Origin of the sequence: Caulobacter sp. (assembly GCF_965279145.1) — a bacterium.
In the GTDB taxonomy this organism is placed as follows: domain Bacteria; phylum Pseudomonadota; class Alphaproteobacteria; order Caulobacterales; family Caulobacteraceae; genus Caulobacter.
The window spans coordinates 2,701,131-2,715,701 of sequence record NZ_OZ257139.1 but is presented as its reverse complement, the minus strand read 5'-3'; the positions used below and the strand labels follow the sequence as shown (position 1 = coordinate 2,715,701).

The window sequence follows — 14,571 nt, the reverse complement described above, 5'->3', positions numbered from 1 at the left end:
CCAAGGAGACTATCCCGTGCCCAATCTCGCACACGGCCTCGAGGCCAAGGACATCAAGGCCAGGATCGCCCTGTTGATCAGCAATCTGGTCGACATCCAGGACGAGACGGGCGAGTTCCTGCTGCGCCTGGACGACGGCCGGGTGATCGACACCAAAGGCTGGAACGACTGGGAGTGGACCCACGGCGTGGGCCTGTACGGCCTGTGGAAGCAGTACGAGATGTCGGGCGACGAGCGCGCCTTCGAGATCATGACCCAGTGGTTCGCCGACCGCTTCGAGGCCGGCACCCCGACCAAGAACATCAACACCGTCTCGCCGTTCCTGACCCTGGCCTATCTGTACGAGGCCACCGGCGACCACACCTATCTGCCCTACCTCGAAACCTGGGCCGACTACGTCATGTACGAGGGTCCGCGCACCGAGGAAGGCGGCTTCCAGCACATCGTCTTCAACAGCGAAAACCCGCAGCAGCTGTGGGACGACACGCTGATGATGAGCGTGCTGCCGCTGGCCAAGATCGGCCTGCTGCTGGACCGCGAAGACTTCGTGGAAGAGGCCAAGCGCCAGTTCATGGTGCACGTGAAGTACCTGGCCGACCGCAAGACCGGCATGTGGTTCCACGGCTGGACGTTCGAGGGCCGGCACAACTTCGCAGACGCCCTGTGGGCGCGCGGGAACTGCTGGGTGACGATCGCCATCCCGGAGTTCATCGAGCTTCTGGACCTGAAGCCCGGCGACGCCCTGCGCACCTTCCTGATCGACACGCTTGAAGCCCAGATCAAGGCCCTGGCCCGCTACCAGGATGACGCCACCGGCCTGTGGCACACCCTGGTCGACGACAAGACCTCCTACCTTGAAGCCTCGGCCACGGCGGGCTTCGCCTACGGCGTGCTGAAGGCCGTGCGCAAGCGCTATGTAGGCAAGGAATACCAGCACCTGGCGATCAAGGCGCTGAAGGGCGTGATCGCCAATATCGACGAGACCGGAGAGCTGCAGCAGGTGTCGTTCGGCACCCCGGTGTTCGACACCCAGCAGGGCTACAAGGACATCCCCCTGACCTCGATGCCCTACGGCCAGTCCTTGGCCCTGCTGGCGCTGGGCGAGTTCCAGCGGGCGTTCATCTAGAAACTCGTTTTTGCGATCGGATCGCCACCACCTCTTCCGTCTCCCCGGCGAAGGCCGGGGCCCAGATGACACCCACGAGCCACTCTGGATGGATCTGGATCCCGGCCTTCGCCGGGAAGACGGCGGTGGAGATTTTGGCTTCGGTGAGAACACCAGCCTAGCGGGGCGCTAGACCCCCGACACATTTGGGAAGAGACACGACCATGGCGACGCCGGAGACCCGCACACCCACCTGGATCAACTATTGGGGCTGGGGTTCCGGCGACATGCTGGGAGCCGGCGCGCAGGCCGTGATTACCGGCTGGCTGGCCTATTTCTTCATCACCTTCTGCGGGCTGTCGCCGGTCGAAACGGGGCTGATCCTGGGCCTGCCGCGCCTGTTGGAAGCCATCACCTGCCCGCTGATCGGCTATATCTCCGACAATCTGCGCCACACTTGGGTGGGTCGCCACATTGGCCGGCGCAAGATCTTCCTGATCATCACCATTCCGCTGCTGCCGGCCTTCGCCCTGATCTTCGTCAGCGGCCAGACCTTCACCTACTACCTGCTGACCTTCGTGTTCTTCGAGTTCGTCTACACGATGTTCCTGATCCCGTGGGAAACCCTCGCGGCGGAGATGACCAAGAAGTACGACGAGAAGGCCAAGTTCGCCGGCGCGCGGATGATGATCGCCCAGACCTCGGCGATCCTGGCCTCGTACCTGCCGACCCTGATCATCAACCAGCTGGGCGGCAAGGACTCGCCCGGCACCTTCCTGATCATGGCGGCGATCTTCGGCGGCCTGTTCAGCCTTGTGGTGCTGCTGGTGGTGCTGCTCAGCTGGGAGCGGCCCTATACCGAGGCCGAAAAGCTGATCCAGCCCGAGCCCATGGACTGGGCCAAGGCGGCGCTGATCCCGGTCAACATGTTCCGCGACCTGTTCTCGACCCTGCGCATCAAGGCCTTCCGCCAGCACCTGTCGCTCTATCTGGGCGGCTATATCAGCCAGGACATCTTCAACACCGCCTTCCCGCTGTTCGTGGCGACGGTGATGCTGGGGGCGACCCTGGTGATCTCGCAGCTGATGACGACGATGTATGTCGCCCAGCTGATCTCGGTGATGATCGCCGTCAATGTGGTGATCCGCACCGGGCCGGTGATGGCCTATCGCATCGCCATCAGCCTGGTCTGCTCGGCGCTGCTGCTGTTCCTGGCCTTCTATCTGATCAAGCCGGCCGGCTTCGCGGCGGGTCTGACGGCGCTGGGCGGCAACCTGTTTGGCGGCGGCGCGTCGCCGGCCGTGATGTTCTGGCTGTTCGTCCCGATCATCCTGGCGGGCCTAGGCCGCGGGACGCTGAACTTCGTGCCCTGGAGCGTCTACAACTATCTGCCCGACGTGGACGAGGCCGTGACCGGTCAGCGTCGCGAAGGCATCTTCGCGGGGGTGATGACCTTCGTGCGCAAGATCGCCCAGTCTGGCGCGATCGTGCTGACGACCTCCCTGATCGGCATGGGCGGCTTCGTCTCGGCGGCCAAGGGCCAGCCGATGCCCGAACAGGCGCCCGAAGCGGTTCGCGCTCTGGTGCTGGTGATGGTGGGCCTGCCGATCCTGGTCATGCTGGCCGGCATGGTCATCTCGTGGTCGTTCCGCCTCAACGCCCGGACCCACGCCGTGCTGATCCACGAGGTCGAACGCCTCCGCGCCGGCGAGACCCAGCCCGAGACCGCCGAGTCCCGGGCCATCGTCGAGAACCTGACCGGCTGGCCGTGGGAGCGCCTGTGGGGTCGGGGCTAGGTCTACACACTTGCCCCCACCGGGCTGCGCAGCCGTCCGCCCCCGTAGGGGGCGGATGACCGCTTCATCTTCCCCCTCCGGGGGAGGAGCGCCGCAGGCGCGGAGGGGGCTAGTGCCCGCCCCTACTTCAGATCCAGCACCACCACCGACTTGGCCGGCAGGGTGACGGTCAGCGCGCCCTTGCTCAACACCGCGCCCGTGAAGGCCGCCGGCTTGACCTGATCGGGCTTGTCGAAGGTGTTGATGGTGTTCATGGCCGGAGCGGTCAGCACCTGGCCGGAAACGGTCTTGGCCGCCATCCCCGCCAGCTCGGCGGTCAGGGTCACCGGCTTGTTCGGGTCCAGATTGACCAGCGCCACGTGGACCACGCCGGCCGCATCGCGCGCCGCCGACGCCGTCACGCCCGGCACGCTCTTGCCGCCGAACGCATAGTCCGGCGCGGTGACCTTGATCGGCAGCGAGGTGGCGTCCTGGAACGGCCGGTACATCAGATAGGTGTAGTAGGTGGGCGTCCGGACCATCTTCTCCTTGTCGGTCAGGATCATCGCCTGCAGCACATTGACCATCTGGGCGATGTTGCTCATCCGCACCCGGTCGGCATGCTGATGGAAGATGTTCAGATTGATCGCCGCCACCAGCGCGTCGCGAAGACTGTTCTGCTGGTAGAGGAAGCCGGTGTTGGTGCCCGGCTCGACGTCGTACCAGGTGCCCCATTCGTCGACGAGCAGGCCGATCCGCTTCTTGGGATCGTACTTGTCCATGATCGCCGAATGCTTGGTGACCATCTCTTCCATCTTCAGGGTGTTGGCCAGGGTCGAGAACCACTGGTCCTCGCCAAACTGTGTCGCAGAGCCCTTCTTGTCCCACTTGCCGGTGGGCAGGGTGTAATAATGAATGCTGTAGCCGTCCATGGACTTGGCGGCTGTCGACAGCATCACCTCGGTCCAGTTGTAGTCGGCGTCGCTGGCCCCGCTGGCGATCTTGCGGGTGCGGCGATCCCCGGGCGTCTTGATGAAGGTGCTGTAGTGGCGGAACAGGTCGGAATAGTATTCCGGCCGCATGCCGCCGCCGCATCCCCAGGTCTCGTTGCCGACCGCGAACCAGTCGACCATCCACGGCTTGTCGCGGCCGTTCTTGCGGCGCTCCTGGGCCAGGGTCGAGCCGCTGTCCGAGGTCATGTACTCGATCCAGTCGGCGCTCTCCTGCGGCGTGCCGGTGCCGACATTGCCGTTCACATAGGTCTGGGCGCCGATCATCTCGGCGAAGTTCATGAATTCGTGGGTGCCGAAGGCGTTGTTCTCGTCGACACCGCCCCAGTTGGTGTTGACCCGCACGGGCCGCTTGTCGCGCGGGCCGATGCCTTCGCGCCAGTGATACTCGTCGGCGAAGCAGCCGCCGGGCCAGCGCACCAGCGGCACCTTCAGCTCCTTCAGCGCCGCGACCACGTCGTTGCGATAGCCGTTGGTGTTGGGGATCTTGCTGTCTTCCCCCACCCAGACGCCTTCATAGACCCCGCGACCCAGATGCTCGGCGAACTGGCCATAGATGTTGCGGTCGATCTTGGCGCCGGGCTGGTCGGCGTGGAGCACGAAGCTCTGGGCCAGGGCCAGGCCCGGGACGCTCAGGGCGATGGCCGCGGCCATGCCGGAGGTGGCGGCAAGCAGGCTGCGAAGGGTCATGGAAGGTCTCCGGTCAGGGATTGAACATGCTCCAGCCGCAGGGGCGGCCGGGCGTCGGGGGTCAGGGTTTCAAGATGCACGCCGGTCAGGCGCAGGCCGTCCACATGGCGCGCCCACAGGCCAAAGGCCGGGGTGACGCCGAACATGCTGGGTTCGGGATAGGCGTCGGCCAGATCGCCCGGACGCCGCGCGGCGTCCTCGACCGTGCCGCCGCCGCGATAGCTGAGGCGGATATTGTCCAGCGTCACGTCCTGGATCGGATGACCCGGCAGGCCCGCGAGGATCGCCGCGAAATCGGGACGCACGTCGGTGGCCTCGACGTCGCGAATGACGATCCGGCGCATGACGCCCACGCCCGTCCCCGCCGGTCCGCGCCGGCGGTCGCCGATCCGCAGGAAGATCGGCGCCGTGGTCACCTCGCTCAGGATCAGGCGCTCGACGGTGACATCCTCCATCACCCCGCCGTCGACCACTTCCAGCGCCAGGCCGCGGGAGCGCTCGAACGCGCAATCGCGGATGTGGATGTTGCGGAAGCCGCCGCTGCTTTCGGTGCCCAGCTTGATGCGGCCCGTCACCCCGTCCTGGTCGGGCGCGATCGTCTGGGTGCGTCCCGGCGGACCGTGCAGGGTGGTGCCCAGGTCATAGCCGCTGACCAGACAGTCGGCGATCTCGACATCCTCGGTGAACCTCGGCTGTCCAAGCGCCCGGGAGCTCTTGAGCACGATGGCGTCGTCATTGGGCGTGTTGACCCGGCAGCCGGCGATCCGCACGCCCTTGCAGCTGTCGATGTCGATCCCGTCGCGGTCGGTGTCGATCCGCAGATTCTGGAGGGTCAGATCCTGGCACCCCGTCGCCAGGATCGCGAAGTGACCGCCCTTGAGGATCGTGAAGTCGCGAAGAACCACGCCCCGACAGGTCTTCAGGCCGATGGCCTTGTTGCCCTGCCCGACCATGGCGGCGCGATCGGGGACCAGCACCGCCATCTCGGCGTCGGACAGACCCGCCATGCTGAGCGGAAATTCGCCGGACTGGGCCGTCCAGCGCGAGCCGGGGCCTTCGCGGGTCAAGCCCGCGCCGTCGATCAGGCCTGGACCGTCGATGGCTACGTCCTCGACGCCCTCACCCCAGATCAGGCTGTTGCGCCAGTGGCTGTGGCCGAAGTCCTGATAGAGATCGTGCGGATTGGGCTCGGGCGGATCATAGGCGCCGGGGTGCATGGCCGGATCGGCCGCGACGATCACCGCCCCCTCTTCCAGTGTCAGATGCACGCCGCTGAGCAGCCGGATCGAGAAGCACAGATAGCGCCCCGCCGGAACGATCAGCCGTCCGCCAGCGGAGATCGCCGCGTTCAAGGCCGCCGTATCGAGGCTCGCGCCATCGCCCCGCGCGCCGAAATCCCGGACGTTCAGGGCAGGCCGGGTCACGCGTAGAGACCGTGACGGCGAAGGAAGGCGTCCAGCATCCCCGGCCAGGGCATCGGCGCGCCGTCGGGGCCCTTGAGGCCAAAGCCGTGACCGCCCTTTTCGAAGAGATGCAGTTCGGTGGCGACGCCCCTGGCGCGCAGGGCCTGGAACATCAGCAGCGAGTTATCCACAGGCACAACCTTGTCGTCGATGGCGGCGGCGATGAAGGTCGGCGGCGTCTGGGCGGTGACGTCCAGCTCGGCGGAGATCGCCCTGCGCTGGGCGTCGGTGGGGTTGGGTCCGAGCAGTTCCTTCAGCGACGCGCCGTGAGCCGATGGCAAGGTCCCGGTGATCACCGGATAGAACAGGCCCGCCGCCATCGGGCGCGAGGACAGGGTGTCGACGGCGTCGACCGGCGCATAGGCGGGGATGGCCGAGCGGGCAGCCAGGCGCGCGGCGAGGTGGCCGCCGGCCGAGAAGCCCACGACGCCGACGCGCGCGGGGTCCAGTCCCAGCTCCCCGGCCCGGCTACGGATGATCCGCATGGCGCGCTGGGCGTCCTGCAGGGCCACATCGGGTCCCGCCGCCCAGCCGTCGGCCGGCAGGCGGTAGGTCATGACGAAGGCGGTGATCCCCTGCTCGGCGATCCAGGCGTCGATCGGCCCGCCGGCCTTGCTGACCGCCACCCGCTTGTAGCCGCCGCCCGGGATCATCAGCAGCGCCGCGCCGTTCGGCTTGGCCGGCCGGCGCATCATCAGCACCGGGCGGGTGATGTTGAGAAAGGCGGTGTCGTTGGGATCGCCGCCCGGCGTGCGCAGGATGGTCTGCTCGGTGACCGTGACCTTCCCGCCGCCGGGAGCGGGACCGGGCCACAGGTCCTGGATTTCCAGGCCGCGCGCGCTGGCGAGGCCGGGCGTGAGCGAAACCGCGCCCCCCAGGGCCAGCAGGGCCCGGCGGTCGAGGTGAAGATCAGTTGCCACGGGGCGCCACCGAGCTGCGGGCCAGGCTTTCAGGCAGGACGAAGGCGTCCGGCGGCGTCGGCCTGGCGGGGTCGAAGGGAGACACATCGGCGGCCAGGCTCCTGGCCAGCGGCAGGCCCGAGACGCGGATCGCCTCGGCCACGCAGCGGGCCAGTTGGTAGGCGCCGTAGTTATTGTGGTGGGTGGCGTCCTTGCCGCCGTCGTTGAACGCCTTCCAGGCCTGGTCCGGACCCAGGGCTTCGTAGAAGGCCGCGCTCATGGCGTGCAGGTCGATCAGGGTCACGCCGGTCTCGCGCGCCACGGCGCGGACGGCGTCGGGATAGTCGCCCAGCGTGTTGACGATCTTGCCGGCCGCATCGAACTTGCGCCGGTGCATCGAGGTCACCAGCACCGGGGTCGCCCCCCGCCGACGCGCCTCGCCGATATAGACCTTCAGATAGTCGCGATAGGTGGTCGCCGCCTCGGCATAGGTCTGGGGCCAATTGGCCTTCTGATCGTTGTGGCCGAACTGGATGAACAGATAGTCGCCCGGCTTCATGGCGCTCAGCAGCTTGTCCAGCCGCCGCTCGACCAGGAACGCCTTGAGGGTCTCGCCGGACTCGGCGTGGTTGGCGATCGACACCTCGGGCTTGAAGAAGCGCGGCAGCATCTGGCCCCAGCCGGCGGCGGGCTCGTAGCGCTGATCGGTCACCGTGGAGTCGCCGGCCAGGAACACCGTCGGCACGGTCACGGGCTCGACCTTCAGCCGCGCCAGGCGCGGAGCCGGGCCACAGAACTCCAGGGTCAGCCTGTCGTCCCAGTCATAGGACCCGACCTCGCGCGCGTTCAGTTGCACGCCCGCCGCGCCCGGCGCGTTGGCCGGCGGCGGCGTCATGGCGGGATGGCGGACGTTGACGATGAAGGTCCGCGAGACCACCTCACCCTTCCTGGTGACGCCCCTCTCGACCATCAGCCGGCGGGACTCGGCCTTGATCGTCACATCGCCCGGCGCGCCGGCGTCGCCCAGGTCGACGGTGACGCGGTAGTCGCCCTCGGGAACAGCCACCGAGAACAGGAAGGTCGGCGAAGCTTCCGCGCCCACGGGCCGGGGCTCGAATCCAAAGCCAGCCTCGGTGGAATAGGCCCGGGTCGCCGCCACCGAGACATGCCCCTCGGCGGGCGGGCCCGGGCGGAAGTCAAAAGCCCAGCGGGGTGTCCCGGCCGCGAACGCGCCGACGACAGGCCCCAGGGTCAGACCCATCACGAGACTCCTCCGGTCGAGGCTCATTCGCGCTTCCTCACCTTCGACCTGCCGATCACGTGTCGACTTTGTCTGGACGTCGAGCTTGGCCGCGCCGCTATATACTCATACAATTAGCAAGCGGCAGGGGTGACGACAAGGCGGTTTCATAATTCGGAATAAAGTCCCATTTTATGAGAGACTTCAAATCGCTTTGCCCGCCTCATTTGTAGTATAATACGGCCAGACACAAGCTTGGGAAGAAACGCATCGTGAGCATCATCAGGGTCGGGATCGTCGGCGTCGGCAAGATCGCCAGGGACCAGCATCTCCCCGCGATCGCGGCCGATCCCGGCCTGGAGCTGGCGGCCGTGGCCAGCCGCAGCAAGCCCGATGTGGGCGTCCCGGCCTTTGAATCGCTGGAGGAGATGCTGGAGCGCGGCCCCGCGCTGGACGCCATCGCCCTGTGCACGCCGCCCCAGGTGCGCCGCGAGACGGCGATCACCGCCCTGCGGGCCGGCAAGCACGTCTTCCTGGAAAAGCCCCCCGGCGCGACCGTCGGCGAGGTCGGCGATCTTTCCGCCCTGGCCGCCGAGAAGAACGTCACCCTGTTCGCCAGTTGGCACTCGCGCTTCGCCGCCGGCGTGCCGACCGCCAAGACCTGGCTGGCCACCCGCAAGATCCGCAATGTCGACATCCAGTGGCGCGAGGACGTTCGCCGCTGGCACCCCGGCCAGACCTGGATCTGGGAAGCCGGCGGCCTGGGCGTGTTCGACCCCGGCATCAACGCCCTGTCGATCCTGACCGAGATCATGCCCCGCGAGGTGTTCGTCACCGACGCTCGGCTCCAAGTGCCGGAAAACGTCCAGTCGCCCGTCGCCGCGCACCTGACCATGACCGATATCGAAGACACCCCGATCACCGCCGACTTCGACTTCCTGCAGACCGGCCCGCAGACCTGGGACATCACGGTCACGGCCGAAGACGGAACCTTGCGGCTGTCAAGCGGCGGGGCCCGTATCGAGATCGACGGTCAGCCGGTAGTCCAGGCGGCCGATGACGAATATCCGGGGCTTTACAAGCGGTTCGGCGAGCTGATCCGGGCGGGCCGGTCCGAGGCCGACGTGCGCCCCCTGGCGCTGGTGGCCGATGCGTTTCTGGTCGGGACGCGGGAGCTGGTCGAGGCGTTTGTGGAGTAGGCGTCAGGACGACTCGCCCCCTCCGCGCTGCGCGCTCCTCCCCCGTAGGGGGAAGATGGTTCATCCGCCCCCTACGGGGGCGGACGACCGCGAAGCGGTCAGGTGGGGGCAAGTGAGTCGCTCTAGTTCACCTGCCGCGTCCGCCCTTCCCAGTACGGCGCGCGCAGTTCCCGCCGCAGGATCTTCCCGGACGGGTTCCTCGGCAGAACGTCAATGAAGTCCACGCTCTTGGGCGCCTTGAACGCCGCGATCCGGGTGCGGGCGAACGCGATGATGTCGTCGGGATCGGCGACCGCGCCCGGCTTCAGGGCGACCACCGCCTTGACCGCCTCGCCCCACTTTTCATCCGGCACGCCGATCACCGCCACCTCGGCCACGGACGGGTGGCCGTAGACGGCGCTTTCCACCTCGGCGGGATAGATGTTCTCGCCGCCCGAGATGATCATGTCCTTCACCCGGTCGTGGATGAACAGATAGCCGTCCTCGTCCAGATAGCCGGCGTCGCCGGTCCGCAGCCAGCCGTCGGCGTCGACCGTGGCGGCGGTGGCGGCGTCCAGCTTCCAGTAGCCGGCCATGTTCGAGGGCGAGCGCGTGGCGATCTCGCCCACCGTGTTGGGCGGCAGGCTGTTTCCGGCCTCGTCGATCACCTTCAGCTCGACGCCGGGCAGCGGCAGGCCGGCCGAGCGCATCCGGGCGTTACCCGCCGGATCGTGATCCTCGGGCGGCAGATAGACGATGGTGCCGGTGGTCTCGGTCATGCCGTACTGCTGGCAGAAGCCGCAGCCGAAAATCTCGATGCACTCGCGCAGCAGGTCCAGGGGGATCGGCGCGGCGCCATAGAGGATGTGGGTCAGGCGCGAATAGTCGACCTCGCGCGCCCGGGGCAGACGCACCACGATCTGCAGCGCGGCCGGCACCATGAACATCTTGGAGATGCGGTCCTTCTCGATGAAGTCCAGCACCTTGAAGGGATCGAACTCGCGGGCCACCACGCCCTTGGCGCCGTTCAGCAGCCCCACCAGACCCCAGCCGGATCCGCCGATATGGGCCACCGGCATGGCCACCAGGCTGACGTCGTCGGGACCCCACTGGTTCCAGTCCATGGGGGTCTCGGCGTTTCTGCGGCGCAGGTTCAGCAGGTTGTCGTGCATCAGCATCGCCCCCTTGGGCCGCCCCGTGGTGCCCGAGGTGTAGAGCTGGATGGCGATGTCGCGCGGGGTGATCGCGATGCGCGGATCGGTGTCGGGCTGGGCGTCGCGCCAGGCCTCGAAGGTGCGGTGCGCGTCGCCCGCGACGGGCTCCATGACGATCACCTCGGGACGCCAGGCCAGTTCGGCGGCGACGGTCTCGATCTGATCGACCAGTTCGGGGCCCACGAAGACGATCCGCGCGTCGCTGTCGCCGACGATATAGGCCACCTCCGGCGGGGCCAGTCGCCAGCCGATCGGCGCGGTGACCACCCCGGCCTTGGCCGCGCCGAACAGCAGCTCGAAATAGAGGTCGCTGTTCTTGCCGACATAGGCGATCCGGTCGCCGGTCTTGAGGCCCGCGGCCAGCAGGGCGTTGGCGACCTGGTTGGTCTTGCGATCGAAGCCGGCGAAGGTGGTGTCGCGCCCCTCGAAGCTGAGCGCCACGGCGTCTGGCCGAACCTCGGCGTGGTAGCGGGCGACGTCGCCCAGGGTCGGCATGCGGTCAAAGTCGATGGCAGACATGTCGCCCGGATCTCCCTGGCCCGAGGCGCGGCGCGTGAATCCGCCGCTTCCGCTCAGGTCAAACAGATGTTGGGGCGCCCTTCCGCATACGTAAAGGCGTGCCGTTGGGGCAGGCGCTTCACAAAATCCCCGATGGTCAGAACCAGGCGCGAATTCCGAGGACCAGGCGGGTCTCGCCGGCGCGCTCGCCCGCCGCGCGGACCCTGTCGGCGTCGTCGCCAAATGTTCGGTGGCGAAGCACGCCGACATAGGGCGCGAGCTCACGCCGGATCTCGTAGCGCAGGCGCAGGCCCAGTTCGGCGTCGCTCCCCGCCTCGGCCAGATTGGTCTCGACCTTCGACTGCAGGATCAGCCGGCCGGTCAGGCGCAGATCGTGCGACGCCTCGACGCGCGCCGACAGGTCGCCGCGATCCGACAGGAAGGCGGTCGCCTTGGTCTCGATCCAGTAGGGCGCGACGCCCTCCACGCCAAGGGCGGCATAGGTGCGGCCCTTCGGCTCGAGATCGGCGCGAACCCCCGCCTGCAGGTCGAAATAGGGCCCGATGGGCCTGGCGTAGAGACCCTGCAGTTCGGCGGTGTCCCAGCCGGCGCCGTCGACATGCTCGCCCCGGGCCTTGACCACGCCCTTGGCGGAGTCGTCGCCGAACCAGGCCTCGCCCTCGAAGGCCGCGGCATCAGAGCCCTTGCCCGAGCGCCATTCGGCCTGGTCGAACAGGACCATGCCATAGGTCCCGCCGCCGTGTTCCCGCCGCAGGACCGCCCTCGCCGACGCCATCTGGGCAGGGCTGTAGAACCGCTCGGCCGCGTGATCGGTCGGCGCCGGCGGCGCGACCGTCGCGGCCTGAACTGGCGGCGTCATCGCCGACATGTCGTGACCCGCGTGCGGGTCGACCGGAGCCATCTGTTCGACCGGAGCCGGCGGCGGCGGCGCGGCGTGGTCATGCTGAGCCAGGGCCAGCGCCATCAACAGGGCCGCGCTCATGCCGAGGCTCCGTCAAGGGGCCGAACCGTGACGACATTGAACATGCCCGCGTGCATGTGCAGCAGCATGTGACAGTGAAAGGCCCAGTCGCCAGGCTCGTCGGCGGTCAGGTCGAAGGCGACCTTGCCGCCGGGGGCGACATTGACCGTGTGCTTGCGCGGATGGTGACCGTCATGGCCGTTGACCACCTCGAAGAAGTGGCCGTGCAGGTGGATCGGGTGGGCCATCATCGAGTCATTGACCAGCAGCACCCGCACCCGCTCGTTCCTCTGGAACGCGATGGGTTTCTTCAGCGGGCCAAAGGCCTCGCCGTCGAAGGCCCACATGAAGCGCTCCATGTTGCCCGTCAGGTGGATCTCGACAGTGCGGCCGGGCGGTCTGGTATCCGGATTGGCGTCGAGCGCGATCAGATCCGTATAGACCAGCACCTTGTGGCCGACGTCCTCCAGCCCCTGCGGCGGCTCGCCCAACCGGTCCGCCGGCATGGGGGTGATGCTCTGAACGCCGGGGCCCAGCTTCACGGTCGGCGGCGCGTTGGCGGGGTCGCGCATGTCCATGCTCATGCCGGACATGTCCATGCCCCCCATGTCCATGCCCATGTCCTTCATCGTCGCCAGGGGCCGGGCGCGGAGCGGCGGGACCGGCGCGCTCATGCCCGGGCGCGGCGCCAGGGTTGCGCGGGCCAGGCCCGAACGGTCGGCGGCCTCGGCCACCAGGGTGAAGGCGCGGTCGTCGACGGGCCGCACGATGACGTCATAGGTCTCGGCCGGCGCGATCTGGAATTCCTCGACACCGACCGGCTGGACGTTCTGGCCATCGGCCGACACCACGGTCATCGACAGGCCCGGTACGCGGACATTGAAGGTCGTCATGCCGCCGGCGTTGACGAAGCGCAGCCGCACCCGCTCGCCCGGCGTGAACAGGCCGGTCCAGTTGTCGCCGGGGCCGTGGCCATTGATCAGATAGGTGTAGGCCGAGCCGGTGACGTCGAGAATGTCGGTCGGATCCATCCGCATCCTCGACCATTCCAGGCGGTCCTTCAGCGACTGGTCGCGACCGGCCAGCAGTCCGGCCACGGTCTGTTTCTGGTCGTTGAAATAGCCGGCCTGGGCCTTCAGCTTCCGCATGATCTGGTGCGGATGCAGGAAACTGTAGTCCGACAGCACCACCACGTGCTCGCGATCGTATGGCGCGGCCTCGAGCGTCGCCGGATCGATGACGATGGGGCCATAGACGCCCATCTGCTCCTGCAGGCCCGAGTGGCTGTGATACCAGTAGGTCCCGGACTGACGGACCTTGAAGTCGTAGACGAAGGTCTCGCCCGGCTTGATCCCGGGGAAGCTGACACCCGGCACGCCGTCGAACTGGAACGGCACCAACAGGCCGTGCCAGTGGATAGAGGTGTCCTCGTCCAGCGTATTGGTCACCGAAAGGCGAACCCTCTGCCCTTCCTTCAGGCGGATCAGCGGACCGGGAACCGTCCCGTTGACGGCCATCGCGTGCCCGGCCTTGCCATCCAGGCTTAACGCCGCATGACCGATGGTGAGAGCGATCTCCTCGCCGCTCAGGGTCGCGGGCTGACGCCGGTCCGAGGCGCGCGCCCAGGCGGGCAGCAGGCCGGCAAGTCCGGCGGTCGCCCCGGCGACGAGCATCTGGCGGCGATCAAGGGCCTGCATCCTGGTCATTCTCCACGTGGCGCTGGAACGCTGACGCGCCCCGTCTCCACACGCACGGACAGTTGGGATATCACCTGCGCCATGTCCAGAAGCACACCCGCCACCCTAGCCCTGGCCAAGGCCGGGGTCTCGTTCGAGCTGCTCACATATGACTACGACCCCGGCTCCGAAAGGGTCGGACTGCAGGCCGCCGAGGCGCTGGGCGAGGATCCCGCCCGGGTGCTCAAGACCCTGGTCGTCCTGCTCGACGGCAAACCGGCCTGCGTGGTGCTGCCGTCCGACAGGGAAGTGAGCATGAAGAAGCTGGCCGCCGCCCTGGGCGGCAAGTCGGCGGGCATGATGCCCGTCCCGGACGCCGAAAGGATCACGGGCTACAAGGTCGGCGGCGTCAGCCCGTTTGGCCAGAAGAAGCGGATGCCCACCGCGGTCGAGGAAGCCGCCCTGGCCCAGCCCTATGTATTCGTGAACGGAGGACAGCGCGGCCTGCAGATGCGCCTGGCCCCCGCCGACCTGGTCTCGGCCCTGGGGGCGAAGGCGGCCTCGATCATCGCCTGAACGGGGTCGCTTGAAATCCCGCGCGCTTCTCGCCTATAAGCCCCGCTCCCGTCCTGGTGCGGTTGGGTAGCTCAGATGGTTAGAGCGGTGGATTCATAACCCACAGGTCGGCGGTTCGATCCCGCCTCCAACCACCAGGACGGATTTCCCGCTCGCCCTGATTGTCCGCCGCCCGGATCGCGGCGTTGCGCGGCTCACATTGCCCCTCGGTAATTTGCTTTTGGCGGCGGTTTGCGGTCTTCTCAAGGGAGTTCGCGGAGGGGAC

General features: G+C 67.6%; 11 protein-coding genes and 1 tRNA gene. 5 read left to right on the top strand and 7 right to left on the bottom strand.

The genetic code is table 11. From position 1 onward, the window contains the following. The first annotated feature begins 16 nt into the window (after positions 1 to 16). Positions 17 to 1,126, top strand: coding sequence for a glycoside hydrolase family 88/105 protein (locus tag ACQY9P_RS12765; protein ID WP_421738899.1), 1,110 nt, complete (start codon positions 17 to 19; stop codon positions 1,124 to 1,126). 203 nt (positions 1,127 to 1,329) lie between these two features. Continuing rightward, the gene (locus ACQY9P_RS12760; protein WP_421738900.1) at positions 1,330 to 2,901 is read left to right on the top strand and encodes an MFS transporter; all 1,572 of its coding nucleotides are present in this window, start codon (positions 1,330 to 1,332) and stop codon (positions 2,899 to 2,901) included. A 122-nt stretch (positions 2,902 to 3,023) separates the two neighbouring features. Here ACQY9P_RS12760 and ACQY9P_RS12755 read toward each other — a convergent pair whose 3' ends face one another. The 4 genes from ACQY9P_RS12755 to ACQY9P_RS12740 are packed head-to-tail and all read right to left on the bottom strand — an operon-like array spanning position 3,024 to position 8,203. After that, positions 3,024 to 4,580, bottom strand: coding sequence for an alpha-N-arabinofuranosidase (locus ACQY9P_RS12755; protein ID WP_421738901.1), 1,557 nt, complete (start codon positions 4,578 to 4,580; stop codon positions 3,024 to 3,026). Next, the gene (locus ACQY9P_RS12750) at positions 4,577 to 6,004 is read right to left on the bottom strand and encodes a rhamnogalacturonidase (RefSeq protein ID WP_421738902.1); all 1,428 of its coding nucleotides are present in this window, start codon (positions 6,002 to 6,004) and stop codon (positions 4,577 to 4,579) included. The genes ACQY9P_RS12755 and ACQY9P_RS12750 overlap by 4 nt, the downstream gene beginning before the upstream one ends. Next, entirely contained in the window at positions 6,001 to 6,963 is a 963-nt protein-coding gene (locus tag ACQY9P_RS12745; RefSeq protein ID WP_421738903.1) for an alpha/beta hydrolase, read from the bottom strand. The genes ACQY9P_RS12750 and ACQY9P_RS12745 overlap by 4 nt, the downstream gene beginning before the upstream one ends. Further along, positions 6,953 to 8,203 (bottom strand): rhamnogalacturonan acetylesterase, encoded by a 1,251-nt coding sequence (locus tag ACQY9P_RS12740; protein ID WP_421738904.1) that lies wholly within the window; start codon positions 8,201 to 8,203, stop codon positions 6,953 to 6,955. Before ACQY9P_RS12740 ends, ACQY9P_RS12745 begins: the two co-directional genes overlap by 11 nt. 257 nt (positions 8,204 to 8,460) lie before the next feature. On the opposite strand from ACQY9P_RS12740, the gene ACQY9P_RS12735 reads away from it, so the two are divergent. Beyond that, on the top strand, positions 8,461 to 9,381 hold the full coding sequence (locus ACQY9P_RS12735) for a Gfo/Idh/MocA family protein (RefSeq protein ID WP_421740102.1): 921 nt from the start codon (positions 8,461 to 8,463) through the stop codon (positions 9,379 to 9,381). Positions 9,382 to 9,503: 122 nt separating this feature from the next. On the opposite strand, the gene ACQY9P_RS12730 is transcribed toward ACQY9P_RS12735, so the two are convergent. The 3 genes from ACQY9P_RS12730 to ACQY9P_RS12720 form a co-directional block, all read right to left on the bottom strand. Then, a complete protein-coding gene (locus tag ACQY9P_RS12730; protein ID WP_421738905.1) occupies positions 9,504 to 11,093 on the bottom strand; it encodes a fatty acid--CoA ligase in 1,590 nt (529 codons plus the stop codon). A 136-nt stretch (positions 11,094 to 11,229) separates the two neighbouring features. Continuing rightward, the gene (locus ACQY9P_RS12725; RefSeq protein WP_421738906.1) at positions 11,230 to 12,075 is read right to left on the bottom strand and encodes a copper resistance protein B; all 846 of its coding nucleotides are present in this window, start codon (positions 12,073 to 12,075) and stop codon (positions 11,230 to 11,232) included. Then, on the bottom strand, positions 12,072 to 13,751 hold the full coding sequence (locus ACQY9P_RS12720) for a copper resistance system multicopper oxidase (RefSeq protein WP_421740103.1): 1,680 nt from the start codon (positions 13,749 to 13,751) through the stop codon (positions 12,072 to 12,074). The genes ACQY9P_RS12725 and ACQY9P_RS12720 overlap by 4 nt, the downstream gene beginning before the upstream one ends. Before the next feature lie 81 nt (positions 13,752 to 13,832). On the opposite strand from ACQY9P_RS12720, the gene ybaK reads away from it, so the two are divergent. Both ybaK and ACQY9P_RS12710 read left to right on the top strand, forming a co-directional pair. Next, a complete protein-coding gene (ybaK, locus tag ACQY9P_RS12715) occupies positions 13,833 to 14,306 on the top strand; it encodes a Cys-tRNA(Pro) deacylase (protein ID WP_421738907.1) in 474 nt (157 codons plus the stop codon). 60 nt (positions 14,307 to 14,366) lie between these two features. Next, positions 14,367 to 14,443 (top strand) — tRNA-Met (locus tag ACQY9P_RS12710). Positions 14,444 to 14,571 lie beyond the last annotated feature (128 nt).

Bases quoted from the DNA above. Each gene is read 5' to 3' on its own strand.
- ACQY9P_RS12760 (WP_421738900.1), top strand. From the start codon at position 1,330: ATGGCGACGCCGGAGACCCGCACACCCACCTGGATCAACTATTGGGGC.
- ACQY9P_RS12740 (WP_421738904.1), bottom strand. From the start codon at position 8,203: ATGGGTCTGACCCTGGGGCCTGTCGTCGGCGCGTTCGCGGCCGGGACA.
- ACQY9P_RS12730 (WP_421738905.1), bottom strand. From the start codon at position 11,093: ATGTCTGCCATCGACTTTGACCGCATGCCGACCCTGGGCGACGTCGCC.
- ACQY9P_RS12720 (WP_421740103.1), bottom strand. From the start codon at position 13,751: ATGCAGGCCCTTGATCGCCGCCAGATGCTCGTCGCCGGGGCGACCGCC.
- ybaK (WP_421738907.1), top strand. From the start codon at position 13,833: ATGTCCAGAAGCACACCCGCCACCCTAGCCCTGGCCAAGGCCGGGGTC.
- ACQY9P_RS12755 (WP_421738901.1), bottom strand. From the start codon at position 4,580: ATGACCCTTCGCAGCCTGCTTGCCGCCACCTCCGGCATGGCCGCGGCC.
- ACQY9P_RS12725 (WP_421738906.1), bottom strand. From the start codon at position 12,075: ATGAGCGCGGCCCTGTTGATGGCGCTGGCCCTGGCTCAGCATGACCAC.